Genomic DNA, 26,571 nt, shown 5'->3' on the forward strand with positions numbered 1-26,571 from the left:
ACGTCCTTCTTCTGCTCGGTGCACGCGGTCAGCGCGACTCCGGCCACGGCGACGGTGAGCAGCGCGGCGAGGTGCGAACGGCGGACGGACATCAGCGGACTCCACGGGCGGGGGGAAGGACACGGGGAAGGACATGCGGAGGGTGAGGGGCACTTAGGCCACCCTCACCCACAAGTAAAGTAAGGCATGCCTCAGCTCATGCCCACCTCGGGGTGATAACGGATGGGCAAAACCCTCCGCCCGGACACTCCGTCAGGTCCGGCGAGGTACCCGAACGATCCGCCCGACGCCTTGTCGGGCCACCGACACGCACGCTGAGCTGTGACGTTCACCGCAGCCACACGCGTTTCCGGTACGCACGGCCGCACCGGAAAACCGACCGGGCGCCCCGTTCTGACGCACCACCGGTCCGCTTCATGGGCAGGTCTCCGGCCCCGGTGCGATCCTTCCGGCGTGCACAACGGGCGGACCCGCACTCCGCCGTGACGTGCCCTCAGGCCGCCCCGGTGTCCGCTGCTGCGCACTGCCCGCGCCACATCGCCTCCGAGCCGGAGAGAGCTGCCTCCATGCTGTCCGAGATAGAAGCCCCGCCCGTCGCCGCCGCGACCCCGAGACCGCCCTTCTGGGTCGGCCTGCGCCCCCTCCTGCTGCGCCTGCACTTCTACGCCGGCGTCCTGATCGCACCCTTCCTGCTGGTCGCCGCCTGCACCGGCGCCCTCTACGGTGCCTCGTACCAGATCGAGAAGGTCCTCTACTCCGACCAACTGACGGTCTCCCAGGTCGGCACCGCGCCCCGCCCGCTCTCCGAGCAGGTGGCCGCCGCCACCGCCGCCCACCCCGAGAGCAGCTTCGCGCTGGTCCGCACCTACGACGACCGCGAGGCCACCACCCAGGTGCTGCTCAACTCGCCGAACGTGGCCGAGGGCAACCGGCTCGCCGTCTTCGTCGACCCCTACACCGCCAAGGTGCAGGGGGCGGTCGAGAGTTACGGCTCCACCGGCGCCCTGCCGCTGCGCGCCACGCTCGACAAGCTGCACACCAGCCTGCTGCTGGGCGAGACCGGCCGGCTCTACAGCGAACTGGCCGCCAGCTGGCTCTGGGTCGTGGTGCTCGGCGGCCTGGGGCTCTGGATCGGCCGCCGCCGCAAGCGCTACCTGCGCCCGGACGGGAAGGCGACGGGACGCCGTCGCACCCTCTCCTGGCACGGCGCGGTCGGCCTCTGGGCCGCCATCGGCCTGATCGGCCTCTCCGCCACCGGCCTGACCTGGTCCACCTACGCGGGCGAGAACGTCGAGAACCTGCGCACCTCGCTCAGCTGGTCCACCCCCTCGCTCTCCACCACCGTCGGCGCCGAGCACGCCGGCCACCAGGCCGCCGACGGCGGCTCCGGGGAGGCTGCGCCCGGTTCGGTGGGCCTCGACCAGGTGCTGGCCACGGCGCGGAAGGCCGGCCTGGACGGGCCGCTGGAGATCACCCCGCCCAAGCCCGGCAAGGCCTACGCGGTCAAGGAGATCGACCGTCAGGTGCCGGACCGGCTGGACCAGATCGCGGTGGACCCGGCCTCCGGGCACATCACCTCCCGGCTGGACTTCGCCGACTACCCGCTGGCCGCCAAGCTCACCCGCTACGGCATCGACCTCCACATGGGCCTCGCCTTCGGCCTGGTGAACCAGATCGTGCTGGTCGCGCTCGGCCTCGCGGTGATCACCCTGATCCTGCTGGGCTACCGGATGTGGTGGCAGCGCCGCCCCACCGGCGGCGTCATGGGCCGCCCCTACACCCGGGGCGCCTGGCGGCAGAACCCGGTCGCCACGGTCGTCCTGCTCCTGCTGGCCGTCCCGATCGGCTGGTTCATCCCGCTGTTCGGACTCTCCCTGCTGGCCTTCCTGGTCATCGACCTGCTCCTCGGCCTGCGGCACCGGACCACTGCCTGACGGACCGTCCGGGCCGGGGCGGCTGACTGCGGGTCAGCCGCCCCGGCCTGCCGTCCGGGTGACCCGGCCCGGCGTGTCCGGGCCTTCGGGACCGGCGGGCGGGCAGGGTCGGGGTGCCGACGCCCCCGACCGGACAGGACACCTCCCCCATGCCCCGGCCCGCCAGCCGGCGCCTCCGCGCCGCCGCCCTCCCCGCCGCCACCGCGCTGATCCTGCTCGCCGCCGGGCCCGCCAGGGCCGCCGACTCGGCCTACGGGGAGTGGAACGTCGCCGGGGCCGGCGGCACCCTCACCGACCCGGCGATCGGCTTCCCCGCCGCCCGGGTCACCACCGACAGCACCAACCCGACGGTGCCCAGCGGGAACTCGGCCTTCCTGAACGGCGCCACCCCGTTCGGCGCGGCGTACGGCAGCTCCCAGGGCCACACCTACCTGAGCCTGCGCACCGCCTCGGGAGGATCGCCGTCCACCACCACCCTCGCCTTCGCCTCGCCCCCGGCGGCGGGCAGTTGGGCCTTCGCCCTGGGCGACGTCGACGCGGACACCGTCACCGTCTCCGGCACCGCCGCCGACGGCAGCGCGCTCACCTCCGCCGACCTCGGCTTCCAGGGGTCCTTCAACTACTGCACCGGCTCCCCCATGCCCTCGGGCTGCGGCGGCGCCCAGACCGACCGGCCGACCTGGGACCCGGCCGACGCCAAGCTGACCGGCGGCGGGACCGACACCTCGGGCGCCGCGGGCTGGTTCCGGCCCGTCAAGGCGGTCCGCTCCCTGACCCTCACCTTCGCGGTGCAGACCGGCGTCCCGGTGTACCAGGTCTGGGTCGCCTCCGACACCACCGCCGTCTCCGGCCGGGTCACGGCCCAGGGGTGCACCGCGCCCGACGGCGCCACCGTCGAGCTGCTGGACTCCACCGGGGCCCCGGTGACCGGCCCGGGCGGGCAGCCGGTCACCACCACGACGGACGCCGACGGCGGCTACGGCTTCGACGGCCTGGCGCCCGGGGGCTACCAGGTCCGGGTGGTTCCGCCCGAGGGCTACCGCGCCCTGCGGGCCGACCGGAGCGTGACCGCCGGCCCGGCCGTGACCGGCGCCGACCTCTCGCTCTCCTGCCGGCCCGTCAGACTCCCTGCCCCGCCGCCGGTCCGTACCGGCGACGACCAGCCCGTGGTGATCCGGCTCCCGCAGGCCCTCTGCGGCGGCGAGCACCTGACCGTCGTCCGCCCGCCGAAGCACGGCAGCGTGCAGGTCCTGGACAACTGCCGGGTCCGCTACACCCCCGAGCCGGACTACACCGGCCCGGACGGCTTCGCCTACACCGGCCACACCGCGACCGGCGCCCTGGTCACCGGCGAGGAGCGCCTCACCGTCTACGCCCGCCCGCAGTTGGCCGACTCCGGCCGCCCGACCGGACCGCTGCTCGCCGCCTCGGCGGCCTGCCTGGCCCTCGGTGCGGCGGCGCTGTCCGCCTCGCGACGCCTGCGCCGACGGCCCGCCTGACGGCCCGTAGGCTGCCCGCCATGACGGACTTCCTGGTGGTCACCACCACCCACGAGAGCGAGCAGCAGGCCCGGGACCTGGCCGGGGCCGCGGTACGGGAGCGGCTGGCCGCCTGCGCCCAGGTCTACCCCGTCCGGTCGGTCTACTGGTGGGACGGCGAGGTCCAGGACTCCGAGGAGTGGCGGATCGACCTCAAGACCCGCGCCGGACTGGCCGCCGGACTACGGGAGTTCATCACCGCCCGGCACTCCTACGACACCCCCGAGCTGATCGCCGTGCCGGTCACCGACGGCAGCCCCGCCTACCTGGACTGGCTCGCCGCCGAGACCCGCTGAGGAGTCGGCGCCCGGTCCGCCGCTCGGGGCCCGCCGCCTCGCCCGGTCCGGGCCCGGACATGCCTCGGGGCCCGCCGACGGTCGCGCGTGCGGCGGGCCCCGAGGAGTGGAGCGGGGTGGTGCGGGTCAGGCGGCCGGGACGGCGGCCGCCCTCGGGGTGGCCGGGGCCTGACGGGGTGCCAGGAGGCGCTCCGCCAGCTGGCCGAAGACCAGCCCGAAGGCGGCCCAGAGGACGACCTGGATGCCCAGCGTGGCCACCCGGAACTTCCAGAGCACGGCGGCCGGGAAGGTGTCCTTGATCGCGTCACCGTTGCCCGGCAGCAGGACGAACGCCAAGGTGACGGCCACCGCGAAGGCGAGGCCGGCCACCACCGAGGCGTTCCAGTTGCCCAGCCTCGGTGCCAGACGGCGGCCCAGGATCAGGGCCGCCACCCCGAGGAGCACGCTCAACAGGATCATCAGGAAGAAGAGCGTGGTGCGCTTCCCGATGGTGTCCGGATTGCCGACCGCGGGCGGCGTCGCCGGGTACTTGAGGAACGGCACCAGGTAGACGGTGGTGAAGGCCGCCGCCGACACCAGGGCGGCGGACGCCCTGGGCGAGAAGCGGCCGATCCGGCCGAGCGCGAAGCTGTACACCAGAGCGGCGATGCCGCCGAGCGCGACCCCGTAGACCAGGACACCGGTGGCCAGTCCGGCGGTCGACTGCAGCGACCGGCTGACCAGCTCCTCTTCCTCCTCGGCGGCCGGAGCCGCCGGGGCGGCGGCATCGCCGCCGTGGACGTGCTGCGGTGCCGAGGCGGCGCTCTCCTGCGCGATCGACTGGTCGACCGGCCCCTCCCCCACGAAGAAGGCGAAGGCGAAGGCGATCACACCGGCGACCAGGCCCGCGAGCATGCCGCGGACCAGGAGGTTTCTGACAGTTGAGGCAGGCATGTTGTGCGGCGCTCCGTCAGTGGCAGGGGAAACCGAGCAGGTGGCGGGCGTCGTGCACCCACTCGTGCACACCCGCACCGGAGAAGACGGAGGTGGCGCCCTGTTCGGCGCCCACGAAGTAGAGGGCGACGAGCATCAGGGTGCCGACGAACAGCGCCCAGGGCAGGATCGCCCGGACGGGAAGGCTCCCGGCCGCTTCGGCGGCGGGGGAGACGATGGCCTGTGCCATGGCAGGACCTCCTTGGGGAACGCGCGTCCCAGTCGTTGGAGCTCGAACGACGGCCATCGGGTCTGACTCACCGCCAACTCCCGCACCGAGGTAGGGCGCTGTCGGCATACAGTGGCGCGACCGTGCCGGTTTCCCACCGGCTTCCGTCCTGCCGTCGTCATGTCGCTGCGAACCGTACCGCCATTCGGGTGCAGCGGCCAAGGGAGCGCGGGACGGCGCGGGCCTCGGCGAAACGCGCCGTTCCGCTCGCGATCCCGCCCCGGGGAACGGCAGTTGGACAGAACGGGAGTGACAGGTGACCACGCGGGTGACGTTCATCTCACCGGCCATCGGTGCGGAGCTGCGGGCCGCCGCCTTCGAGGACGGCGCAGGTCTCGACCCCTCCGGACGGGCCCGGGCGGCCGAAGCGGGGGCCGCACTGCGAAGCGGCCGTCACTCCGTCACCTTCCGCACCACCGTGCACTCCCCCACGGCCCGCTGCCGTGAGACCGCCGAGGCGCTGGACCTCCCCGCCGTCCCCGAACCCGCCCTGGCCGCCTGGTCGATGGGCCGCTGGCGCGGCCGCACCCTCGAGGAGCTGACCACCACCGAACCGGCCGCCCTCGCCCAGTGGCTGACCGACCCGGAGGCCGCCCCGCACGGCGGCGAACCGCTCACCGCCCTGTGCGCCCGGGTGGCCGGCTGGCTGGACGCGCTCGCCGACGCCCACCCCGACGGCCGCGTGCTGGCCGTCGCCGAACCGGAACTCGTCCGCGCCGCCGCCCTGCACGCCCTCGGCGCCCCGCCGGCCTCCTTCTGGCGGATCGACGTCCCCCCGCTCACCGCCACGGAGCTGAGCGGCCGCACCGGACGCTGGAACCTCCGCTGCGGCCGCCCGCTCGAACTCCTCTGACCCGAGCGCTACTTGCCCTCCGCCAGGGTGGCGGCGACCAAGGCGTTGGCGTGACCGTGGCCGAGGCCGTGCTCGGCCTTCAGCCAGGCGACCAGCTCCATGTGCTTGGTCAGCGGGGAGCTGCGGATCAGCTCCTGCCACTCGGCGATCGGGCGGCCGTACTTCTTCTCGATGGAGGGGAAGTAGCTGGCGGGGCCCTTCACGGCGTTCTCGGCCATCTCGGTCGTCCTGTCTCTCGTGCGGTACGCGATCCGCGTTCTCCTGAGGGTGGACCGTGCGGCGGTCCCCGACTCATCGGCACGAGCCTATGACCCGCGTCACATCCAGGGGGGCGCCGGTGCCTCGTGCGGCACCGGCGCCCCCACCGACGCGGATCAGCCCTTGGCGAGCAGCCCGTTCATGGTCGCGATCTCGGCGCTCTGACCGGTGATCACCGCCCCGGCCAGCTCCTTGGCCGGGCCGAACGCGCCCTTGGCCTTCTCCTCCTCGGCCATCGTGACCGCACCGGTGTGGTGAGCCACCATCAGCTTGAGGAAGGCCTTGTCGAAGGCCGCCCCGGTGGCCTCCCCGAGCGAGGCCATCTCGGCCTCGCTCATCATGCCGCTCGCCCCGGCGCCGTGGCCGGAGTGGACCCCGCCCGCCTGGGGCACCTGCTCGCCCCAGGTGGTCAGCCAGCCGGACATGGTGGTGATCTCCGGATCCTGCGCCTTGCGGATCTGCTCGGCGAGCTGCTTCACCTCCGGCGCGGCGGCCCGCGAGCCGGCCAGCTCGGCCATCTCCAACGCCTGCCGGTGGTGCGGGATCATCCCCTGCACGAAGGCCAGGTCGGTCGCGTTGTACGGCTTGGCGCCGGCGACCGCCGGGGCGGACGCCGAGGCGGTGGCCGGGGCACCGGAGTGGCCGCCGGCGTGCGAGGAGCCGCCGCTGCCGCAGGCGGTCAGCAGCAGACCACCCGCGAGGAGCGCGGCGGTGGCGAGCGAGGTACGACGGATCAGCTTGCTGTTCATGGGTGTTGGTTCTCCTGCGACTGGATCGTTCGGGGGGCTGGGTCGACCGGCCTCCCCTATCTGCGCAGGACCTGCAACTCCGTCAGGTCGGGCGGAGCCCGGCCGCCCTCCGGCCGACCACCCGTCAACCCGCCCACCGGGCAGGCCGTCCGGGCCGCCACCCCCAACGGCGCCGGCCCGGGCGGCGGCGGGGCGAACGGCGCGGCCACCGCACCCGCCAGGCACATCGGCCCGGCGTGCAGGTCGTGCCCGCCACCGCTCCCGGGGGCCTCGTGGTGGTGCTCCCCCGCCGCCATCGCGACCACGGGAGCGGGTGGGGCCGGAACCGCGCCGAGCCCGTGCATGCCGAGCACCCCGAGCAGCGCGACCAGGACGAGCAGCACCCTCGCGGGGGCTCGGCGTCGGCGGTGCTCGGGGTGCACGGTGATGTCCTCAGCGGATCGTGGTTCGTTGCCGGATCAGTGGTGCTGGTGGTGCTGGTGACCCTCGTGGCCTTCGTGGCCGTGGTGACCCGCGTGGTCGTGGTGGCCTTCGTGTCCGGCGTGACCCTCGTGGCCCCCGCCGTGGTAGGCGTGCACCACCGCGTGGCCCTTGCCCCGGGCGATCAGCCAGCGGTTCACCGGGACGGTCAGCAGGAAGGCGACCACCAGCGAGAAGGCCAGCGAGACCCAGAACAGCACGCTGTCCAGACCCGCGTCCATCGCCCCCGGCACACCGACCATGACCGAGTTGTCCACGATCTCCATCACGATGATCGAGACGGTGTCGGCCGCCAGCGCGACCTTCAGGGCGCTGCCCAGGTCGAGCCCCGCCTTCAGGACGCCCCGCATGGTGAGCGCGTAGCCGAAGACGAAGGCCAGGGCGATCGAGATGACCACGGTCGCACCGTTGTGGAGCCCGAGGGCGGTTCCGATGATCATGCCGAGCACCTCGCCGATGGCGCAGCCGGTGAGGCAGTGCAGGGTCGCCTGCGCCGCGCCGCGCCAGCTTCCGCCGCTCGACCCGTGCCCGTGGTGCATGTGGTGCTGGTGCTGGTTCATGAGCTCTCCCCGTGCTCTCGTTCGCCCTCTCGGACGACTCAGAAGATATACCCCCTGGGGGTATCTGGCAATCAGTGCTTGTGCCCGTCGGCGAAGTGCCCGGTGCCGCTCGGCTTCGGGCTCGCCGGCGGGGGTGACACCGGTGGTACGGAGGTGGGCGCCGCCGCGGACGGCGCCGGGGCCGGTGCGGACGCGGGCGCCGCCGGGGCCTCCTCGTGCTCCTCGCCGCCGCTCCCGTGGCTGTGGCCGCCCGACGGGACGTCGAGCCCGGCCGCGACCTGGCGCAGCCCGGCGTACGCCACCAGGGCGACCACCAGCACCGCGAGGCCCGGCAGGCCGAGGATCCGGCGGGCGGGGCGCTCGGCCTCCTTGGCGGTGTAGGCGAGGAAGGAGAGCAGCAGACCCAGCGGGATCAGCACGGCGGCGCGCGCCGGGAAGTCCTCGAAGTGCTGGAGGCCGCCGCTCAGCATCCCGATCCCGAAGGAGAGCGCGAGCGAACTGCCCAGCACCAGCACCAGCCGCCCGGGCGAGGTCCGGCCCGGGCCCTGCACCTCGGCGAGGACGGCCGCGCAGAGGAACACGGCGGCCCCGGCCAGGCCGATCACGGTGTAGCGGGCCGGGTCGAGCGGGTGGTGCACCACGGCCCCGCTGATCAGCCCGGCGCCGACGAAGTAGCCGACGTACCCGAGGTAGCGGCCGAGCAGCCCGGGCTGCCTGGGTCTGGCCCGGCGGCGGCCTCCCGACCTCGGCGGGGCGTGCAAGCCGGACGGACCGGACGGTGGGGGCGGGCCGGGACGCGAACGGCCACGCGTACCGACGGAGGAGCGGACTGGTGGGGCGGAGGAGGACATGGGCCGGCCTTCGGGCGCGTGGCGGAGCCGCTGCCCACGGCGAGGAACGACACGCGGGCACGGCGGAGCGGGGGCGTGACCCGCACGGCGTCCGTCGGTGGAACGCGCGCGGGTGGGCCCCGCTAAATCCGCAGCCTGCCCGGTGACGGCCCGTCAGCCGGAGGTGGCCGGGCCTCGGCCCGCCCAGCCGTCCCGGCGGCGCATTGGTGCCCGGCCGGCTCCGGCAGGGCGAGGGCGACGGCCGCGCCCGGCACCGGCAGGTCGATCCCCTGGTCGGGCTGTCCGGACAGGCAGGCGTGCATGCCGTGCCCGTCCTCCGAGGAGTCACCGCCCTGGTCGCCGTCGGCGGCATGGCCGTGATCACGGCCGTGACCGTGATCGTCGGACGCGGACGCGGTCCGCGGCTCGCCGTGCGCGTCGGCCCGGGCGACCGCTCCGGCCAGGTGGTGCCCCGAGGGGCCCTCGGCGCCCAGCCCGTGCGAGAGCGCGACGGTGAGGACCAGGAGCAGCGCCGCCCACCAACCCACCGCGCTGCCGCGGCGGCGGCCGCGGCTCGGTGACTGGCTGGGGGCTGGCATGGGCGCGATCCTAGCCGAGCCGGGCCCCGGGGCTCAGGGGGTGGCGGATCCCGTCAGCGAGCGGTAGTCGGTGCCGCTGCGCACCAGGGCCTCCACCTGCTCCGGCTCCATCGGGCGGTCGAAGAGGTAGCCCTGGCCGAGCGGGCAGCCCATCTTGGCCAGCAGTTCGCGCTGCCGGGCGGTCTCGATGCCCTCGGCGATCACCCGCACGCCCAGGGTCTCGGCGATCCGGGTGATGCCCTCCACCAGGGCGTACTGCTGCGGCGAGTCGTCCAGGCCGTCGATGAAGGACTTGTCGATCTTCAGGATGGTGATCGGGAACTCCCGCAGGTAGCTCAGCGAGGAGTACCCGGTACCGAAGTCGTCGATGGCCAGGCGGACGCCGAGCTCGCTGAGCGTCATCAGGTCCGCGCGGACCCGGTCGTCACGGCGCATCAGCACGCTCTCCGTCAACTCGAGCACCAGCGAGTCAGGTTCCATGCCGACCCGGTCGAGGGTCTCCCGGACCACGTCCACGAAGCCCGGATCGCGGAACTGGCGGGCCGAGACGTTGACGCTGACGTACCGATCGCACGGAGCGGCGCCGGGGCCCGCCCCGGCCACCGGCCCGGCCAGCCGCCAGCGGGCCGCCTCGGCGGTGGCCCGGCCGAGCACCCAGGCCCCCAGCGGGACGATCTGCCCGCTCTCCTCCGCCAGGTTGATGAACTGTTCCGGCGGCACCTGCCCGCGCTTCGCGTGCGGCCAGCGCACCAGGGCCTCGAAGCCCGCCAGGCTCCCGGTGTCGAGCGCCACGATCGGCTGGTAGAGCAGGTTGAACGAGGAGTCGGCGACGGCGCTGTGCAGGCTCTCCTGGAGCTCGTGGCGCTCGATCATGCCCTCCTGGAGGACCGGCTGGAACCGCCGCCACTGCCGCTTGCCGGCCGCCTTGGCCGCGTACATCGCCAGGTCGGCGTGGGTGAGCAGCTCGGTCGAGTCGCCGCTGTCCTCGGTGGTGGCCACGCCCAGGCTGATCGAGACGTTCAGCGGGCCGCCGCTGAGCCGGAACGGCTCGTCGAAGGCCCGGATCACGTGCTCGGCGAAGCCCTCGGCGTCCTCCGGGCCGCGGGCGTCCTCCAGCAGGACGGCGAACTCGTCGCCGCCGAGCCGGGCGGCGGTGTCGGAGGCCCGGGCCATGCTCGCCAGCCGGAGCGAGACGGCGACCAGCAGCTCGTCGCCGACGCTGTGGCCCATGGTGTCGTTGACCACCTTGAAGTCGTCGATGTCGATCAGCAGCACGCCGGCGGCCTGCCCACCGCGCTCGCCGCGCCGGAACGCCTGGGTGACCCGGTCGTGGAAGAGCACCCGGTTGGCCAGGCCGGTGAGCGAGTCGTGGAAGGCCCGGTGGCTCAGCTCCCGCTCCAGCTGGCGCTGCTCGGTGACGTCGCGCAGGGTCAGCACCAGGCCGGCCACGGTCGGGTCGGCCCGCAGGTCGCTGTGCCGGACCTCGACCTCGATCAGCACGCCGTCGGGGCGCAGCATCCGCCAGTGCTCCTGACGCTCCCGGGTGCCCGGACCGCGCATCTGCTCCAGCGCGCCGACCACCGCGAGCGCCTCCTCGGGGGGCACCAGGGAGACGATCGGGGTGCCCACCAGGCCGGGGTGGCCGAGCACCCGGTCGGCCGAGGTGGAGGCGTACCGGACCCGGTCGTCCTCGTCGAGGATCAGGATCACGTCGGAGGCGTTCTGCACCAGGCTGCGGAAGTAGGCCTCGCTGTTGCGGCGGTTGACCTCCTGGCTCAGGGTGATCCGCTCCAGGGCCAGCGCGGCCTGCGAGGTGAGCGCGCCGAGGGTGTCGGTGAGGGCGGTCAGCTCCTGTTCCGCACCGCCGACGATCAGCACGCCGATCAGCGGGTCACCGGTGGGGCGGTCCTGGAGGGCCAGCGGGCAGACCAGGGCGTGCGGGGCACCGGCCAGCTCGCCGGAGAGCTGGGCGCCGAGGTCCGCGGCCCGGCACTGGTGGGTGCGTTTGGTTGCGGCCAACAGGTGGACTGCGCGCGGCACTTGGAGCAGGGGCACGTCTCCGTCCCGGCGGTGGGCGAGCTGGAACCGGACCCGGCCGTGGTCGCTCAACCCGAGCAGCACCCGGCGGCGCGGGTCGGCCGGGGGCAGCGCGGCCACCGCGGCCCGCAGCGCGGCCGCGACCTCCTCCACCCGGGTGGAGGAGGCCAGCGAACTGACCGCCACCCGCAGCACCCGCTCGCGGGCCACCGCCTCGCGGTGGGTGGAGACCACCAGGGCCAGCCGGGCCAGCACCAACAGGTAGAGCAGGCCGGAGAAGGCGGCCACCACGCCGACGTTGCTGATGTCCCCGGCGAAGGCGTCCACCATCAGGATCGCCGGGGCGACCAGGGCGGCGGCGGTGAGCAGCACGATCCGGCCGCGGGCCACGTCCGGGGTGCGGGCGCGGAGCGCGGGCCTGGTCATGGTGACCATCGACGGGTGCAGCGCGGCCACGCCCCAGGCGGTGTAGAACGCCGCCCAGCCGAGGTCCACCGGCGTGCCGATCCGCCACATGCCGTGCAGCTGGATCAGGCCGAAGGCGATGTCGGAGGTCAGCATCCCGAGGGTGCCGACGGTGAGCAGCCGCAGCGACCAGCTGCGCGGTCCGTGCGGCACCAGCAGCCGCAGCAGCAGGGCCAGCACCAGGATGTCGCCGAGCGGGTAGGCGATCGAGAACGCCTTCTGGGTCCAGGTGAGTTCGGAGTTCTGTGCGGAGGGCAGCACCAGGTAGATCCAGAGCAGCAGCCCCAGGCCGGCGGTGATGGTGAGCGCGTCGAGCAGGCTGCCGCGGTCCCGGCCGGCGCTGCGGCGGCGGACGAAGACCAGCAGACCCGCCGCGTAGAACGGGTAGGTGAGCAGGTAGAAGCCGTCCGAGATCGAGGGGAACGGGTTGACCCTGCCGAGCAGTTCGGTCTGCACCACCTCGGCGACCTCACCGGCGGTGAAGGAGAGGTTGGCCGCCGCGAGCAGGAACCACGGGAGCGGGTGGGTCGGGCGGTTGCGGAGCGTACCGATCACGATGGCCGTCACGCCGCTCAGGCCAATGCCGGTCCACCAGATGATCCGCTGATCCGGGTGCGCGTAGTACATCGACGTCAGGAACGCCATCCAGACGAGGAGGACGAGCGCCGGGTACGGCCAACGCCATCGTGTCATCGCGGCCTCTGGGCACGGAGAGCGAATGGAATTCCCGACCAGGATACCTGTCGGTTATTCAGCGCGTATATTCGGAAACAGATCACCAGGGGGCTCCGGAGCACACCGGGAGGGCCGAGGTGGCAGACCGTGAATCGCGGGTGACGGTGGTCAACGACCAAGGGCAGTACGCCCTCTGGCCCGCGCCGTCGGAAATCCCGCAGGGCTGGCGACAGGTGGGCCCGGCAGGGTCGGCCGAGGAGTGCGCGGCGCGGGTGGACGCGAGCTGGACGGATATCCGGCCGAATTCCCCGGCCGGGCCCGACGTGCGTACGGTACCGGAACTCGTCGCGGACCGCGCGCGGGAAATGCCGGACCACCCGGCGGTGATTTCGGAACACGGATCGCTCGATTACGGGGAGTTGGACCGCAGGGCGGACCTGCTGGCCGCCCGGCTGCGCGCCCACGGCGTCGCCCACGGCTCCGGGAACGGGCACGGCCCCGGAGCGCAGCCGCTGGTGACGGTCTGTCATGACCGGAGCCCGAACCTGGTGGTCGCGCTGCTGGCCGTGCTGCGCGCCGGGGCGGCCTTCCTGCCGCTGGATCCGGGGCTGCCCCGGCAGCGCCTGACCAGGCTGATCGAGGACTCGGGCTCGGGCCTGGTGCTCACCGACTCGGCGCACACCTGGCTGGTGCCGCACTCCCTCGCGGTGGACGGCCCCGAGGAGGAGACCCCGACGGTCCCGCCGGAGCTGGCGCCGCCGGGGGCCGACACCCCGGCCTACCTGATCTACACCTCCGGCTCCAGCGGCACCCCGAAGGGGGTGATGGTCAGTCACCGCTCGCTGGCCACCGTGCTCGCCGGACTGGTCGAGGCGTACGGACTGGGGCCCGGTGACCGGGTGTTCCAGCTGGCCGCGCTCGGCTTCGACACCTCGCTGGAGCAGCTGTTCGCACCACTCACCGCCGGGGCCACGGTGGTGCTGGCGGACCGCCGCGGGTGCGCTCCGAGCGAACTCTGGGGACGGCTGGCCGCGCACCGGATCACCGTGGCCGACCTGACGCCCGCGTACTGGCACCAGTACCAGAACGCCATCGAGCGGGACGACCGGAGCCCGTTCGGGCTGCGCCTGATGATCGTCGGCGGCGAGGCGGTCGCGGCCGAGGACTGCCGCCGCTGGTTCCGCCTGCGGCCCGGGGTACGGCTGGTGAACGCCTACGGACTGACCGAGACGACGATCACCTCCACCCTCTGCGAACTCTCCCCGGCCCTGCTGACCGGGCCGGAGGACGCCCCGGTGCCGATCGGGCACCCGGTGGCCGGCGCCACCGTGCACCTGCTGGACGAGCGCCTGCGGCCCGTCCCGGACGGGGAGACCGGGGAGCTGTACGTGGGCGGGGCCGGGGTGGCGATCGGGCTGTGGCACCAGCCGGGGCGGACCGCCGGTCTCTTCCTGCCCGACCCGTTCTCCGAGGTCCCCGGGGCGCGGATGTACCGCACCGGGGACCTCGCGCGGCGCAGGCCCGACGGCGAGCTGGAGTACCTCGGCCGGCGGGACCGGCAGGTGAAGATCCGCGGCTACCGGGTGGACCCGGCCGAACTGGAGGCCGCGCTGGCCGCCCACCCGGCGGTCGACCAGGCGGTGGCGGTGCCAGAGGACGGCGCGCTGGCCGCCTTCTACACCACCCGCGCACCGGTGACCGAGCAGGAGCTGCGCTCCCACCTGTCCGAGCGGCTCCCCCGCTACATGGTCCCGCCGCGGCTGGCCGAGCTGGCCGAGCTGCCGCTGGACCACAACGGGAAACTGGACCGCCGCGGCCTGCTGCTCTCCACCCCGCCGCTGGCCGGCCGCGAGCCGGACCAGGCCTCCCCGCTGGGCACCGGCGTGGCCGAACTCTGGTCCCGCATCCTCCAGTTGGAGCAGGTCGGCCCCGAGGACGACTTCTTCGTGATCGGCGGCGACTCGCTGCTGGCCACCGAGATGCTGGCCCGGGCGCGGATCATGTTCGGCATCGGCGTCAGCCAACTGCGCTCGCTCACAAGGGCGTTGCTCCAGGAGCCGACGCTGGCCGCGTTCACCCGGCACACCCAGGCCGCCCGGGCCGGGACCCTCGCCTCCGGCGACCGGCCGACCGACTTCGCCGCCGAGTCGGTGCTCGACGTCCCGGTCCGCCTGGACGGCGGGCCGCCGCCGGACTGGCGCCACCCGCGCGAGGTCCTGCTCACCGGCGCCACCGGCTTCTGCGGCATCCACCTGCTGGACGAGCTGCTGACCGGCACCGACGCCCGGGTGCACTGCCTGCTGCGGGGAGACGACCCGAGGGCCGCGCTGGCCCGGCTGCGCGCGGCCGGGCTGCGGCACCTGCTGCGCGATCCGCTGGACGGCCCGCGGGCCGACCGGGTGGTGCCGGTGCTCGGGGACCTCGGGCAGCCACTGCTCGGGCTCACGGAGCGGGAGTTCGGCGAGCTCGGCGACACCCTGGACCTGGTGGTCAACTGCGGGGCCCGGGTCAACTTCGTCTATCCGTACGGCGAGTTGAGCGCCGCGAACGTGGCCGGGGTGCGCGAACTGATCCGGCTGGCCGGGTGGTCGCGCGGGATCCCGCTGCACCACGTCTCCAGCATGTCGGTGCTGGCCGGCCAGGGCGCGGCCGGGGTCCGCCAGGTCACCGAGGACACCCCGCTGGGCTTCCCCGAGCACCTCTCGGTGGGCTACGCGGAGACCAAGTGGGTGGCCGAGGAGCTGCTCCGGCAGGCCACCGAGGCCGGACTCCCGGTCGCGGTGCACCGGTTGAACGACGTCACCGGGGCCCAGGACACCGGGGTGATGAACTCCGGCACCGAGATGTGCGCGCTGATCCGGCTCTTCGCCGACGCCGGGTGCGCCCCCGACGTCGACCTGCCGCTGGACTTCCTGCCCGCGGACTGCTTCGCCCGCGCCCTGGTCCACCTGGCCACCCACCAGGAGGCGACCGGCCAGGCGTACCACCTGACCACCGACCCCGGGCACCCGCTGATCGGCGAACTGGCCGCCCGGCTGCGGACCTTCGGGTACCCCGTGGAGGAACTCCCCTACCGGGACTGGGTCAGCCGCTACGCCGAGTACGCCGCCGGGCACCCGACCCACCCGGCCACGCCGTTCCTGCCGCTGTTCGTTGACCCCTGCGCCGGGCGGCCCGAGCTGACCGTCAGCGAGATGTACTTCCGGCGCACCTTCCCCCGCTTCGGGCGGGAGCGGCTGGTGGCCGGGCTGGCCGGCAGCGGGATCACCTTCCCGCCGGTGGACGCGGCCCTGCTGGACCGCTACCTCAAGCACCTGATCGGCACCGGCTTCCTGCCACCGGCCACGGCCGGGGCGGTGGAGTGACCTGGCGGTGGGGTGACGTGGCCGCCTGGTGGGAGGAGTTGGACCTGGCGGGCGCACCGGCGGACGGGCCGGTGGCCTTCGGCGGGGAGCTGGATCCGGAGACGCTGCTCGGGGCGTACCGGGCCGGGCTGTTCCCCTTCCCGGCGGGCGATCCGGCGGTGGCTGCCTTCAACGAGGTGCGGTGGGAGGAGGGCCCGGCGGTGGTGGTGGGCGGGGCGGACCCGTACGCGCTGGCCTGGTGGTCGCCGGACCCCCGGCCGGTGCTGGCGGCCGGGGGCCTGCGGGTGAGGCTGCCGGCCGGCCGGGAGCTGACGGTGGGGCGGGCCTTCGGGAGGGTGGTGGAGGAGTGCCGCCGGGAGCGTGAACCGCGCTGGCTGACGGACGAGTTGGTGGATGCGCTGGTGGAGCTGCACCGGGGCGGGTGGGCGGAGAGCGCGGAGGTGTGGGAGGACGGGGAGCTGGTGGGCGGGGTGTACGGGGTGCGGGTGGGGGCGGTGCTGAGCCTGGACTCGATGTTCCACCGCGCTCCGGGGGCGGGGCGGGCCGCGGTGGCGGGGCTCGGGGCCCGGTTCGCGGAGGTGGGAGGGCGGGTGCTGGACGTGCAGTGGGACGGCCCGCACGTACGGCGGCTGGGGGCGGAGCCGATGGCCCGGAGCGCGTACCTCGCGCTGCTGCGGGAGCCGGACGTGGGGCCGCTACGGGCCGTCGGAGAGGGCTAGCCCGGCGCCGGGGAGGGCTGGTTCGCGGTCGGGGAGGGCCTGTCCGGGGTCGGGGAGGGCCAGTTCGCGGTCGGTGGTGACGAGGGACCGGTCGTGGGTGATCAGGAGGACCGCCAGGCCGGTGCGGTGGCGGAGCTCGGCGAGGTGGTCGAGGACGCGGGCCCGGCTCGGGGTGTCGAGGCCGGAGGTGATCTCGTCGCAGACCAGGACCCGGGGCCGGGCGAGCAGGGCTCGGGCGAGGGCGGCGCGCTGGAGCTCGCCGCCGGAGAGGGTGGCGGCGCGGCCGTCGGACGGGACGCCGAGGGCGGCGAGGACGGCGGCGGCCTCGGCCCGGGCGGCGCGGGTGCCGAGGCCGTGCAGGCGGACGGCGGCACGGGCCACCTGGTGGAGAACGGGGCGGTGGTCGTCGAAGGCGGCGCGGGCGTCCTGCGGGACGTACTGGACGGCGGCGGTCTGGGCGGTGGACCGGGAGCGGAGCGACGGCGGGAGGGGGTGGGCCTCCAGGCGGACGGTGCCGCGCTGGTGGACGTGCAGACCGGCCAGGCAGCGGCCGAGGGTGGTCTTGCCGCTGCCGGAGCGGCCGGTGAGGGCGAGGCACTCGCCGGGGGCGAGGGTGAAGGAGAGGTCGGTCAGGACCCGGGTGCCGTCGGGGTGACGGGCGGTCAGGCGGTCGACCGTGAGGACGGGGTGCGGGGGCCCGCTCGCGGGTGGCCGGCCGTCGACGGCAGCCGGGAGCGGGGCCTCGCTCCCGGGGCGGCCTTTCGGACCGCCGAGGAGGTGGCGGGTCCACGGGTGCTCCGGGTGGGCGAGGACCTCGGGGGCCGGGCCGGACTCGACCGGTCGGCCGTCCTTGAGGACCACCACATCGTCGGCCAACTGCCGCACCGCGTCCAGGTCGTGGCTGAGGAGGAGCAGCCCGAGGCCGTCCCGGACCAGGGCCGCCAGCTCGGCCACCAGGCGGGCCCGGGTGGCCGGGTCCTGGCCGGTGGTGGGTTCGTCGGCGACCAGGAGGCGGGCGCCGGAGAGCAGGGCCTGGGCGAGCACCACGCGCTGCTGCTGGCCGCCGGAGAGCTGGTGCGGGAAGCGTCGCAGCAGCTCCTGCGGCCGCTCGACCCGGGCCCGGGCCAGGGCGCGCTCGACCGCCTCCGGGCCGCCCAGCTCCCGGAGTTGGGGGCCGATCCGGCGGGCCGGGTTGAGGACCGCCGCCGGGTGCTGGGGGACGTAACCGACCGGGCCGGGAGGGGTGCGGATGGTCCCCGAGACCCGGGCGCCGGGCGGGAGTTCGCCGAGGACGGCCAGGCCGGTGGTGGTCTTGCCGCTGCCGGAGGCACCGAGCAGTGCCGTCACCCGGCCCGGACGGACCGTCAGGCCGACACCGTCCAGCAGCACCCGGCCGGCCACCTCGATCCGCAGGCCGTCCACCACCAGGAGTTCGCTCACCGTCGTCCGTCCTCTCCGTGCAGGGCCGCGTCGAGCAGCAGGTTGGTGCCCATGGAGAGGGCGGCGATCAGCGCGGCGGGCAGGGCCACCGCCCAGGGCTGGAGGTCGATGCCGGGGCGGTTGCGGTCCACCATCACCGCCCAGTCGGCGGCGTCGGGGGCCACCCCGACGCCGAGGAAGGCGGCGGTGCTCACCAGGTAGAGCGAGCCGACCAGGCGGGTGCCGGCGTCGGCGGCCAGGGTGCGGCGCAGTTCGCGCACGGTGTGGCCGAGGGCGATCCGCGCCCAGGACTCGCGGTGCATCCGCATCGCCTCGACCACCGGACGGGCGGCCACCTCCAGGGCGGCGGCGTGCACCACCCGGGCGGCGTCGGGCACCGCGACCAGGGCCACCAGCAGGGCCAGCCCGGCCGGGCCCGGCTCCAGTGCGGCGGCCACCAGCAGCACCAGGATCAGCGAGGGCACCGCGAGCAGCACGTCCAGCGGCCGCATCAGCAGCTCCTCCGCCCAGCGCCGCCCGGTGAGGGCGGCGGCCAGCCCGACGGGGAGGGCGAGGGCGTAGACCAGGGCGGTGGCGGCGAGGGCGACCAGGACCACCGAGCGTCCGCCGAGCAGGAGTTGGCGCCAGAGGTCGCGGCCGGTGAAGTCGGTGCCCAGCCAGTGCCCGGGGCCGGCCGGGGCGTACGAGACCCCGCGCGGCCCCGCCTCCCCGGCCAGCCAGGGACCGGCCACGGCGAGCGCCAGCGGCAGCAGGACCAGCGCGGCGCCCAGCAGGTACCGGCCCGGGCGGCGAGGCGTCCGCTGTGCGGGCTGCGGGGGCGCGCCGGTGTCCGGACCGGCCGCCGTGGGGGGAACCGTCATGCCGTCACCTCCGTGCGGGGTGCGAAGCGGCGGGCCACCAGGTCGGCGGCCAGGTTGAGGACGACCGCGAGCAGGGCGAAGACCACGGCCAGGCCCTGGACCACCGGTACGTCGCGGGCCGCGACGGCGTCCAGCAGGACGCTGCCGAGGCCGGGCAGCACGAAGAGGGACTCGACCACCACCACGCCGCAGAGCAGCCAGTCGCAGGTGCGGGCCAGCTGCTGGGCGGCCGGGGCCAGGGAGTTGGGGAGGGCGTGCAGCCAGTGGATCCGCCACTCGGGCACGCCGTAGCGACGGGCCTGGCGGATGTACGGGCGGGCCAGGGACTCGATCATCCCGGCCCGGACCAGGCGGCTGATCGAACAGACCGGCCGGGCGAGCAGCACCAGGACCGGGAGGACCAGGACCGCCGGGTCCGCGCCGATGCCGCCGACGGCGGTGGGCGGGAGCCAGCCGAGGTGGAGGGAGACGACGGTGACCAGGAGCACGCCGAGGGCGAACTCCGGTGCGGCGTAGACCGCGAGGGTGGTGGAGCTGATCAGGCGGTCCAGCGGTCCGCCCTCCCGGCGGGCGGCCCGCATGCCGAGCCAGACGGCGAGCGGCACCAGCGGCAGCAGCACCAGGGCGGCGAGCAGCAGGGTGGTGCCGAGGCCGTCGGCCAGGTAGTCGGCGACGGGGCGTCCGGTGACCAGGGAGCGGCCGAGGTCACCGCGGAGCAGCCCGCCGAGGCGGTCGAGGAAGCGCTCGACGGGTGGGTGGTCGAGCCCCATCGCCTCGCGCAGCCGGGCGATCCGCTCCGGGTCGGGGCTGTCCCCGGCCAGCGCCACGGCGGCGTCGCCCGGGAGCGCCTCGGTGAGCAGGAAGACCAGGACCAGGACCGCCGCCGACTGGGCCACCCCGAGCAGCAGCCGCCGGAGCAGCCAACTGCCGTGGCGGGTCCGGCTCATGCCAGCCAGACCCGGTCGAACCTCGCCCAGTCCAGGGTGTTGGCCGGCGCCTCGCGGGACACGCCCCGGACCTTGGGCGCGGTGGCCACGATCCAGTCGGCGAAGCCCCAGATCAGGAAGCCGCCCTCCTCGTGCAGGCGCCGCTGCATCCGCCCGTAGAGCGCGGTGCGGGCCGCCTCGTCGCGGGTGGACTGGGCCTGGCGGTAGAGCTCGTCGAAGTCCGGGTGGCGCCAGTGGGTGGCGTTGGTGGTGGAGTCGGAGAGCAGGCGCTGGGAGAGGTGGGACTCGATCGGCATCGCGCCGGAGCGGTAGGAGGCGAGGACGCCGCCGTCCAGCACGTCCTTCCAGTAGGTGTCCTTGTTGCCGACCTTCACCTCGACGGTGACCCCGGCCTTGGCGGCCTGCTCCTTGAGGATCCCGGCCGCCTCCACGAAGCCGGCCGCCACCGGGGAGGTGTCCAGGGTGACCTTGAGGCCCTCCTGTCCGGCCTCCTTCAGCAGGGCCCGGGCCCTGGTCAGGTCCTGCTCCCGCTGCGGGAGTTCGGCGGCGTAGTAGCGGGCGCCCTTGCCGAAGAGGTCGTTGCCGATCTCCCCCGCACCGGAGAGGGCACCGTCCACCAGCTCCTTGCGGTCGGCGATCAGGAAGAAGGCCTTGCGCACCCGGGGGTCGTCGAAGGGCGGCCGGTCGGTCTTCATCACGAAGCCCTGCATGGTGGAGTTGCGCAGTCGGACCACCTCGATCCGCCCCTTGCCCTCGTGGGCCCGGGCGGTGGCGGGGTGCAACTCGTGGGCGTAGTCGGCCTGTCCGCCGAGCAGGGCGCCGATCCGGGCGGACTCCTCGTTGGCCACCAGGACCTCCAGCTCGTCCAGGTGCGGAGCACCCTCCCAGTAATCGGGGTTGCGCCGCAGGAGCAGGGAGCCGCCGGGGGTGAACGAGACGAAGCGGAACGGCCCGGAGCCGATCGGCGCGCTGAACTCCTGGGTCCCCTCGGGGACGATGTAGGTGCCGAACGCGGCCAGCACGTTGGGGAATTCGGCGTACGGACGCTTGAGGCGGAACTCGACGGTGGCCGGATCGACGGCCCGGCTGGCCGCCAGGTCGATCGGCTCCAGGGAGGCCCGGGCCCGGAAGGCCTTCTTCGGGTCGGCGATCCGGCGGTAGCTGTGGAGCACGTCGGCGGCGGTGACCCGCCGGCCGTCGTGGAAGGCCGCCTCGCGCAGCCGGACCGTCCAGAGGTCGAGGGTGGCGTTCGGCTCCCAACCGGCCGCCAGCCGGGGTACGGCGGCCAGGTCGGAGCCCGAGTCGGCGAGCTTGTCGAAGAGCGCCTTGGCCCGGGCGGCGTCCACGAAGAGGTTGGCCAGGTGCGGGTCGAGGGTCTCGTTGGTGCCGCCGCCGGCGAAGACGGCGCGCAGCCGCCCGCCGCTGCGCGGGAGGGTGGCGGCGGCCTCCGACGCGGTGGGCGCGTCGGCCCGGGAGCAGGCGGCGGCGCCGAGGGTGACGGCGGAGGCGAGCAGCAGGGTGCGGCGGGGTATCGGACGGTGCATCAGGATCGGCTTCCTTCGGCGGTGGCGGCGGCGGTTTCAGTGGTGCCGGAGGTGGCGGTGAGGCGGGCGACCAGGTGGATCCGGTCGGAGTCGGCGCTGTCGGCGGGCGCGGCGCCCTCGCTCCAGGCCGGCTCGGTGCGGGGGCCCGGGCGGTCGTACAGGGAGAGCACCTCGAAGCCGTGCGCGGCCAGCAGGTACCGCAGCTCCTGCGGGAAGAGCAGGCGCCAGGCGGAGTGCTGGACGGCGACGGGGCCGAGGTCCGTGCTCCATGCCCGGGTGCGGCGCAGGAGTTGGGCCCCGTGGTCGATCCGCAGGGTGGTGCTGGAGGTGTAGCGGACGCCCTGGTGCTCGACGGTGTCGGTGCGGACGGCGTCCAACAGGTCGGTGCGGCCGAGGAAGTAGGCGCCGTTGCGCATCTCGGCCACCAGCAGGCCGCCGGGGGCGAGGTGGGCGCGGACGGCGGTGAGCAGCGCGTCCAGATCGGCGTTGGTGTGGCAGTACAGCAGGGCGCTGTCCAGGCAGAGGACGGCGTCGAACCGCCACTCCCCCAGGCCGGGTTGGCGCATGTCGCCGAGCAGGTACTCGGGGCCGGGGTGGTGGGTGCGGGCGTGCTCGACCATGGCCGGCGAGCTGTCGAGGCCGACCACCTCGCGGCCCGCCGTGCGGTGCAGCCAGGCGGCGTCGCGGCCGGTGCCGCAGCCGAGGTCCAGGACCCTGGGGCCGGCGCCGTGGGCGCGGAGGACGGACTCGGCCCAGCGGGCGGCCAGGTGGTCGGGGTCGGGGAAGCGCAGCTCGTACAGCGCGGGGGTGTCGGTCAGCAGGTTGCCGCTGGTGGCGGGGCCGGTGGTGGGGTCCGTACCGGTGGAGGTCGTCATGTGGGCGCTCCGAGCGGGGAGTTGGGGTCAGGGAGGGAGTCGCGTCGGCGGGCGACGGCGGCGGCGCAGGCCAGGCCGAGGGCGCAGCAGAGCAGCCAGGGGGCCCAGCGGGCGGCGTCCATGGCCCAGCCGACGGCGGCGTTGCCGAGGGCGGCGGCCAGGCCGGAGATCAGGTAGAAGACGCCGTAGTAGGTGCCGGTGAGCCGTTCGCGGCCGAAGGCGGGTATCAGCTCCAGCACGAAGGGCTGGGAGATCATCACGCCGATCCGCAGCAGCACGACGGCCAGCAGCACCGGCACCGGCCCCGGTATCAGCAGCGGGGGCAGGAAGCCGAGCCCCGCCACCAGCATCCCGACCGCTATCCACCGCCCCCGGCCGCCGAGTTGCTGCAGCCGGGCGGTGATCCGGAGCTGGAGGGCGAGGTTGACCACGGTGCTGACCAGGAAGAGCAGGCCGACCGCGCCCTCCCAGCCGGTGGTCTCCCTGGCCGCCTGCGGCAGCAGCAGGTAGAGCTGGCTCTCCAGGGCGTAGAGGCCGACCAGCGCCAGCGAGAAGGCGAGGAAGGGCCGGTCGGTGAGCACCTCCCGCCAGTCGCCCAGCACCCGGGTGCCGGTCGGCTCCACCCGGTGGACGGGCAGCACCAGGGCCTGGGCCACCGTCAGCACGGCGAAGATCCCGGCGGCGGTGAGCGCCGCGACCCGGAAGTCCACCAGGAGCAGGACGGTGCCGAGCACCGGGCCGAGCAGGGCGCCGGTGTTGGCGAAGACGCTGAACAGCGCGAAGGCCTCGGCCCTGCGCTCCCCCGCCTCCTGGGCCAGGTAGGCCCGCACGGCCGGGTTGAACAGCGCCCCGGCCAGCCCGCTGAGCAGGGAGGCGGCGAGCAGCACCGGCAGCCCGTCGCCGAGGGCGAACAGGCCGAACCCGAGGGTGCGCAGGCCGCAGCCCGCGATGATCACGCCCCGGGCTCCGAGCCGGTCGGCCGCGGAACCACCCAGGATGAACAGACCCTGCTGGCTGAGGTTGCGCACCCCGAGCACCACGCCGACGGCCACCGCCGACATCCCGAGGTCCCCGCCGAGGTGGGTGGCCAGGTACGGGATCAGCAGGTAGAAGCCGGTGTTAACGCCCAGTTGGTTGACCAGCAGCAGCCGGACCGGGAGCGGGAACGAGCGCAGCGCGCGAAGGGTCCTCACCGGGCGGCGGCCTGCTCGGCGAGGTGGACGGGCTCCGCCGGGTGGACGCCGAGACCGGCCCGGTCGGCGGCCCGGACCACACCGTCGGTGCCGCCGATGCCGCGCCAGGGGTCGTGCCGCAGCAGCAGGTGGCCGTCCAGGTCGACCCAGCGGGCCCGGTCCACCAGGTGCACGGCGGGGGCGATGCCGAGCGAACTGGCCGTCAGGCAGCCGAGCATGACCTCGGTGCCGCTGCCGTGCAGGGCGGCGCAGATCCGCAGCGCGGCCGAGACCCCGCCGCACTTGGCCAGTTTGACGTTGACCCCCTGCACCCGGCCGGCCAGCCGCTCGGCCTCCTCCTCGGTCGCCGCGTCCTCGTCCGCGATCACCGGCAGCGGGGAGGCGGCCGCCACCTCGGCCAGCCACTCCGGGTGGCCGGGCGCGGTCGGCTGCTCGACGGCGGTGACGCCGAGCTCGGCGAAGCGCGGGATCAGGTCGAGCGAAGTGCGCACCGTCCAGGCCCCGTTGGGGTCGAGCAGCAGCTCGGCCTCGGGGGCGCCGATCCGCACCGCGGCCACCCGGGCCAGGTCCTCGGCCGGATCGGGCGAGCCCGCCTTCACCTTGACCACCCGGAACCCGGCCACCGCCAGCCTGGCCGCCTCGGCGGCGGCCCGGACGGGGTCGGTGATGCCGATGGTGCGGGCGGTGGCGGCGATCGGCGGGCGGAGCGTTCCCAGGAGTTGGTGGACCGGGGCACCGGCCCGCTTGCCGACCAGGTCGAGCAGGGCGGACTCCACCCCCGCCAGTACGCCGGGAGCGAGCTCCTTGAACGGGGCGTCCCCGCGCTGGAGTTCGACCAGGGCGGTCTCCGGGTCCGGGTAGCGGGCCAGGTCGAGGTCCTGCACCTCGCGGCGGATGCGGTCGGTCGGCAGCTTCAGGTAGTCGCTGGCCACCACCTCGCCGTAGCCGCTCAACCCGCCGTGCCGCAGGGCGAGTTCGACCGCGTCGCGGGCGGCCATCACCGAGCGGGAGATGCGGAGCGGTTCGGTCAGGGTGAGCTGCACCACCCGTATGTCGAGCTTCACTTGCGGTCCTCCTGGGGGCCGTTGGGGTGGGCAGGGCTGATGGTGGGGCGGGCGGTCCGGGGGCGCTGGTGGTACTCGGTGGCGGGGGCGAGGGGGTCGATGACGGTGCGGCAGCGGGCCCAGCCGGAGACCTCGACGGCGCCCGGGTGCGGGATCTCCACCGGGCGGGTGACGGGCGCCGGCAGGTCGCGGGCCCGGCACCAGTCGTCGTCGTAGACGGTGCCCAGGTAGCGGTGCGGGCCGTCCGGGAAGACCGTGGCGACCACCGCACCGGGCTGGACCCGGGCAGCCCAGGCCGCCACCAGGGCCACCGCCCCCGTCGACCAGCCGCCGCTGACGAAGCTGTGCCGGGCCAGCCGGCGGCAGGCGTCCACCGCCTCCGCCGGGCCGACCCAGTGCACCTCGTCGAAGTGCCGGTAGGCGACGTTGCGCGGGTGGATGCTGCTGCCCAGCCCGCGCATCAGCCGGGGCCGGGCCGGCTGGCCGAAGATGGCCGAGCCGACCGAGTCCACCCCCAGCACCCGCAGCCGGGGCCAGCGGCGGCGCAGCGGCTCCACCAGCCCCGCGCTGTGGCCGCCGGTGCCGACGCTGCACACCAGCACGTCCAGGTGGTCGAGTTGGTCGGTCAGCTCGCGGGCCATCGAGAGGTAGCCGGCGGCGTTGTCCGGGTTGTTGTACTGGTCCGGCCAGTACGCGGCGGGGTCGGCGTCCAGCAGCTCGCGCAGCCGGGCCAGCCGGGCCGCCTGCCAGCCGCCCTGCTCGGCGGGCCGGTCGACGAGTTCGAGCCTCGCCCCGTGCGAGCGGAGCAGGCTCCGCATGGACGGCTCCAACTCGGTGTCGCCGACCAGGATCACCGGATGGCCGAGCGCCTGCCCGGCGAAGGCCAGGCCGAGGCCGAGCGTCCCCGAGGTGGACTCCACTACCGGTGCCCCGTAGCGGAGTTCGCCTCGGGCATGGGCGCCGCGGAGCATCGCGACGGCGGAGCGGGCCTTCATCCCGCCGGCCGCGAGGTGCTCCAACTTGGCGTGGAAACCCGGCTGTTCGTACGGCAGCGGGGCGGTGATCCGGGCCAGCGGGGTGTGGCCGAGGAGCGCGAGCAGTTCGGGGCGGGCGGTGACCGCCGGCTCGACGGTGACGGTGCTCAACGGGGGCCTCCGTAGAGGTGGATGGTGCCCGGATTGCCGTCCAGCCAGAAGAACGGGTACGGCTCGGCGCTGACCGCCGTGACGCCCTCGTGCAGCAGCTGCGGCAGGACGGCGCTGCCGGTCTGGGCGAACATCACCAGGGGGGTCGCCGTGCGGCGGGCGTGGGCGGCGAAGGCCTCGAAGCTGCCGTTGCCCAGGGTCATGCCGGAGACCAGCATCGCGTCGCAGTCGGCGAGGGCCTCGGCGGCGTCCTGGTGGACCTCCTCGCCCCACTCCGTGCGGCCGCCCTTGAGGTCGCAGGGGACGTAGGCGGTGCCGCGGTCACGCAGGCGCTCCAGGAGGGAGTTGACCACGCCGACCACCAGGACCCGGCGGGCCTCGGTGGGGACCAGGCTCACCACGGCCGCGGCCCGGGCGCGGGAGCGTTCGATCGAACTGCCGCCCGGGATCGGGACGTCGAGCGCACCGTTGGCGGGGGTGTGGGGGCGGGCCAGGGCCAGAAACGCGTCCAGTGCGGCGATCCGGACGGCCGGCAGGGGGTGTGTCAGCAGCTGCGCCACGGTCGCACCGACGCACTCCTCCAGTGCGGGGAGTTGCCCGGGCTCGACGGCACAGGACCCGACGGCCTTGCCGACCCGCAGGCTCAGCACCTCGTTCCGGTACCCGCCGGCGCGGCCGTCATGCCGCACCGCCTGACTGGTGGCGAAGGCCACCGCGACCCGCTCGGCTGCCGGGTCGAGGCCGAACGCCCCGGCCAGCACGCGCTCCACCAACCGCGCCAGGGCACCGCCTGCGGCGGGCTGGGGCTCAGGACGGACAGAAACGCCTGCGGCGGGCTGGGACACGGCGGGAAGCACTGCGCCTGCGGCGAGCTGGGGCACCCCGGGAAGCACTGCGCCTGCGGCGGACTGGGACACGGCGGAAACGACTGCGCCTGCGGCGGG

The 26,571-nt window shown here is 74.7% G+C and carries 23 protein-coding genes and 1 pseudogene; 6 read left to right on the forward strand and 18 right to left on the reverse strand.

Annotation, left to right across the window (positions count from 1 at the left end):
- Positions 1 to 566: 566 nt before the first annotated feature.
- From ACWEPF_RS17975 to cutA, 3 genes are all read left to right on the forward strand, one after another.
- On the forward strand, positions 567 to 1,934 hold the full coding sequence (locus ACWEPF_RS17975; RefSeq protein WP_452173332.1) for a PepSY-associated TM helix domain-containing protein: 1,368 nt from the start codon (positions 567 to 569) through the stop codon (positions 1,932 to 1,934).
- A 149-nt stretch (positions 1,935 to 2,083) separates the two neighbouring features.
- On the forward strand, positions 2,084 to 3,433 hold the full coding sequence (locus ACWEPF_RS17980; RefSeq protein ID WP_452173333.1) for an SdrD B-like domain-containing protein: 1,350 nt from the start codon (positions 2,084 to 2,086) through the stop codon (positions 3,431 to 3,433).
- A gap of 20 nt (positions 3,434 to 3,453) precedes the next feature.
- Complete coding sequence (cutA, locus tag ACWEPF_RS17985) at positions 3,454 to 3,768, forward strand: divalent-cation tolerance protein CutA (protein WP_452173334.1); 315 nt, start codon at positions 3,454 to 3,456, stop codon at positions 3,766 to 3,768.
- Positions 3,769 to 3,894: 126 nt separating this feature from the next.
- Here the strand turns inward: cutA and ACWEPF_RS17990 are convergent, their stop codons facing one another.
- Both ACWEPF_RS17990 and ACWEPF_RS17995 read right to left on the reverse strand, forming a co-directional pair.
- On the reverse strand, positions 3,895 to 4,701 hold the full coding sequence (locus ACWEPF_RS17990) for a CbtA family protein (protein ID WP_452173335.1): 807 nt from the start codon (positions 4,699 to 4,701) through the stop codon (positions 3,895 to 3,897).
- A gap of 16 nt (positions 4,702 to 4,717) precedes the next feature.
- Positions 4,718 to 4,930 carry a CbtB domain-containing protein gene (locus ACWEPF_RS17995; RefSeq protein ID WP_345288756.1) on the reverse strand — a complete coding sequence of 71 codons (213 nt, stop codon included), beginning with the start codon at positions 4,928 to 4,930 and terminating at the stop codon, positions 4,718 to 4,720.
- A gap of 295 nt (positions 4,931 to 5,225) precedes the next feature.
- Here ACWEPF_RS17995 and ACWEPF_RS18000 point away from each other — a divergent pair, with 295 nt between their 5' ends.
- A complete protein-coding gene (locus ACWEPF_RS18000) occupies positions 5,226 to 5,822 on the forward strand; it encodes a histidine phosphatase family protein (protein WP_452173336.1) in 597 nt (198 codons plus the stop codon).
- A gap of 8 nt (positions 5,823 to 5,830) precedes the next feature.
- Here ACWEPF_RS18000 and ACWEPF_RS18005 read toward each other — a convergent pair whose 3' ends face one another.
- The 7 genes and pseudogenes from ACWEPF_RS18005 to ACWEPF_RS18035 form a co-directional block, all read right to left on the reverse strand.
- Positions 5,831 to 6,040: a DUF4287 domain-containing protein gene (locus ACWEPF_RS18005; RefSeq protein ID WP_345288757.1), complete on the reverse strand. Its 210-nt coding sequence runs from the start codon at positions 6,038 to 6,040 to the stop codon at positions 5,831 to 5,833.
- 156 nt (positions 6,041 to 6,196) lie between these two features.
- Positions 6,197 to 6,829 carry a DUF305 domain-containing protein gene (locus ACWEPF_RS18010; protein ID WP_452173337.1) on the reverse strand — a complete coding sequence of 211 codons (633 nt, stop codon included), beginning with the start codon at positions 6,827 to 6,829 and terminating at the stop codon, positions 6,197 to 6,199.
- A 56-nt stretch (positions 6,830 to 6,885) separates the two neighbouring features.
- Entirely contained in the window at positions 6,886 to 7,251 is a 366-nt protein-coding gene (locus tag ACWEPF_RS18015; protein ID WP_452173338.1) for a DUF6153 family protein, read from the reverse strand.
- Positions 7,252 to 7,392: 141 nt separating this feature from the next.
- Positions 7,393 to 7,869, reverse strand: a pseudogene (locus ACWEPF_RS18020) (DUF4396 domain-containing protein); the annotation flags it as partial.
- A 71-nt stretch (positions 7,870 to 7,940) separates the two neighbouring features.
- Positions 7,941 to 8,630 carry a hypothetical protein gene (locus ACWEPF_RS18025; protein ID WP_452173339.1) on the reverse strand — a complete coding sequence of 230 codons (690 nt, stop codon included), beginning with the start codon at positions 8,628 to 8,630 and terminating at the stop codon, positions 7,941 to 7,943.
- A 212-nt stretch (positions 8,631 to 8,842) separates the two neighbouring features.
- Positions 8,843 to 9,298, reverse strand: coding sequence for a hypothetical protein (locus ACWEPF_RS18030; RefSeq protein ID WP_452173340.1), 456 nt, complete (start codon positions 9,296 to 9,298; stop codon positions 8,843 to 8,845).
- A gap of 33 nt (positions 9,299 to 9,331) precedes the next feature.
- Entirely contained in the window at positions 9,332 to 12,445 is a 3,114-nt protein-coding gene (locus tag ACWEPF_RS18035) for a putative bifunctional diguanylate cyclase/phosphodiesterase (protein ID WP_452173341.1), read from the reverse strand.
- 194 nt (positions 12,446 to 12,639) lie between these two features.
- Between ACWEPF_RS18035 and ACWEPF_RS18040 the strand changes: the two genes are divergently transcribed.
- Positions 12,640 to 15,840, forward strand: a complete 3,201-nt coding sequence (locus ACWEPF_RS18040; RefSeq protein ID WP_452173426.1) for an amino acid adenylation domain-containing protein — start codon at positions 12,640 to 12,642, stop codon at positions 15,838 to 15,840.
- Between the two features lie 17 nt (positions 15,841 to 15,857).
- A complete protein-coding gene (locus ACWEPF_RS18045) occupies positions 15,858 to 16,559 on the forward strand; it encodes a leucyl/phenylalanyl-tRNA--protein transferase (RefSeq protein WP_452173342.1) in 702 nt (233 codons plus the stop codon).
- Here the strand turns inward: ACWEPF_RS18045 and ACWEPF_RS18050 are convergent.
- The 9 genes from ACWEPF_RS18050 to ACWEPF_RS18090 are packed head-to-tail and all read right to left on the reverse strand — an operon-like array spanning position 16,536 to position 26,400.
- Positions 16,536 to 17,999 carry an ABC transporter ATP-binding protein gene (locus ACWEPF_RS18050; RefSeq protein ID WP_452173343.1) on the reverse strand — a complete coding sequence of 488 codons (1,464 nt, stop codon included), beginning with the start codon at positions 17,997 to 17,999 and terminating at the stop codon, positions 16,536 to 16,538. The genes ACWEPF_RS18045 and ACWEPF_RS18050 overlap by 24 nt on opposite strands.
- The gene (locus ACWEPF_RS18055) at positions 17,996 to 18,859 is read right to left on the reverse strand and encodes an ABC transporter permease (RefSeq protein ID WP_452173344.1); all 864 of its coding nucleotides are present in this window, start codon (positions 18,857 to 18,859) and stop codon (positions 17,996 to 17,998) included. Before ACWEPF_RS18055 ends, ACWEPF_RS18050 begins: the two co-directional genes overlap by 4 nt.
- Positions 18,856 to 19,806: an ABC transporter permease gene (locus ACWEPF_RS18060; RefSeq protein WP_452173345.1), complete on the reverse strand. Its 951-nt coding sequence runs from the start codon at positions 19,804 to 19,806 to the stop codon at positions 18,856 to 18,858. Before ACWEPF_RS18060 ends, ACWEPF_RS18055 begins: the two co-directional genes overlap by 4 nt.
- Positions 19,803 to 21,350 (reverse strand): ABC transporter substrate-binding protein, encoded by a 1,548-nt coding sequence (locus ACWEPF_RS18065; RefSeq protein ID WP_345288767.1) that lies wholly within the window; start codon positions 21,348 to 21,350, stop codon positions 19,803 to 19,805. Before ACWEPF_RS18065 ends, ACWEPF_RS18060 begins: the two co-directional genes overlap by 4 nt.
- The gene (locus tag ACWEPF_RS18070) at positions 21,350 to 22,225 is read right to left on the reverse strand and encodes a class I SAM-dependent methyltransferase (RefSeq protein WP_452173346.1); all 876 of its coding nucleotides are present in this window, start codon (positions 22,223 to 22,225) and stop codon (positions 21,350 to 21,352) included. Before ACWEPF_RS18070 ends, ACWEPF_RS18065 begins: the two co-directional genes overlap by 1 nt.
- Positions 22,222 to 23,418, reverse strand: a complete 1,197-nt coding sequence (locus ACWEPF_RS18075) for an MFS transporter (protein WP_452173347.1) — start codon at positions 23,416 to 23,418, stop codon at positions 22,222 to 22,224. Before ACWEPF_RS18075 ends, ACWEPF_RS18070 begins: the two co-directional genes overlap by 4 nt.
- Positions 23,415 to 24,482 (reverse strand): mandelate racemase/muconate lactonizing enzyme family protein, encoded by a 1,068-nt coding sequence (locus tag ACWEPF_RS18080; RefSeq protein WP_449795875.1) that lies wholly within the window; start codon positions 24,480 to 24,482, stop codon positions 23,415 to 23,417. Before ACWEPF_RS18080 ends, ACWEPF_RS18075 begins: the two co-directional genes overlap by 4 nt.
- Positions 24,479 to 25,627 carry a pyridoxal-phosphate dependent enzyme gene (locus ACWEPF_RS18085; RefSeq protein WP_452173348.1) on the reverse strand — a complete coding sequence of 383 codons (1,149 nt, stop codon included), beginning with the start codon at positions 25,625 to 25,627 and terminating at the stop codon, positions 24,479 to 24,481. The genes ACWEPF_RS18080 and ACWEPF_RS18085 overlap by 4 nt, the downstream gene beginning before the upstream one ends.
- On the reverse strand, positions 25,624 to 26,400 hold the full coding sequence (locus ACWEPF_RS18090; protein WP_452173349.1) for a Rossmann-like domain-containing protein: 777 nt from the start codon (positions 26,398 to 26,400) through the stop codon (positions 25,624 to 25,626). The genes ACWEPF_RS18085 and ACWEPF_RS18090 overlap by 4 nt, the downstream gene beginning before the upstream one ends.
- Positions 26,401 to 26,571 lie beyond the last annotated feature (171 nt).

Source organism: Kitasatospora sp. NPDC004289, from assembly GCF_053602875.1.

Coding starts and splice junctions, on each gene's coding strand:
- ACWEPF_RS18035 (WP_452173341.1), bottom strand. CDS start 12,445: ATGGCGTTCCTGACGTCGATGTACTACGCGCACCCGGATCAGCGGATC.
- ACWEPF_RS18070 (WP_452173346.1), bottom strand. CDS start 22,225: ATGACGACCTCCACCGGTACGGACCCCACCACCGGCCCCGCCACCAGC.
- ACWEPF_RS17980 (WP_452173333.1), top strand. CDS start 2,084: ATGCCCCGGCCCGCCAGCCGGCGCCTCCGCGCCGCCGCCCTCCCCGCC.
- ACWEPF_RS18010 (WP_452173337.1), bottom strand. CDS start 6,829: ATGAACAGCAAGCTGATCCGTCGTACCTCGCTCGCCACCGCCGCGCTC.
- ACWEPF_RS17975 (WP_452173332.1), top strand. CDS start 567: ATGCTGTCCGAGATAGAAGCCCCGCCCGTCGCCGCCGCGACCCCGAGA.
- ACWEPF_RS18065 (WP_345288767.1), bottom strand. CDS start 21,350: ATGCACCGTCCGATACCCCGCCGCACCCTGCTGCTCGCCTCCGCCGTC.
- ACWEPF_RS18005 (WP_345288757.1), bottom strand. CDS start 6,040: ATGGCCGAGAACGCCGTGAAGGGCCCCGCCAGCTACTTCCCCTCCATC.
- ACWEPF_RS17995 (WP_345288756.1), bottom strand. CDS start 4,930: ATGGCACAGGCCATCGTCTCCCCCGCCGCCGAAGCGGCCGGGAGCCTT.
- ACWEPF_RS18055 (WP_452173344.1), bottom strand. CDS start 18,859: ATGACGGTTCCCCCCACGGCGGCCGGTCCGGACACCGGCGCGCCCCCG.
- ACWEPF_RS18060 (WP_452173345.1), bottom strand. CDS start 19,806: ATGAGCCGGACCCGCCACGGCAGTTGGCTGCTCCGGCGGCTGCTGCTC.
- cutA (WP_452173334.1), top strand. CDS start 3,454: ATGACGGACTTCCTGGTGGTCACCACCACCCACGAGAGCGAGCAGCAG.
- ACWEPF_RS17990 (WP_452173335.1), bottom strand. CDS start 4,701: ATGCCTGCCTCAACTGTCAGAAACCTCCTGGTCCGCGGCATGCTCGCG.
- ACWEPF_RS18030 (WP_452173340.1), bottom strand. CDS start 9,298: ATGCCAGCCCCCAGCCAGTCACCGAGCCGCGGCCGCCGCCGCGGCAGC.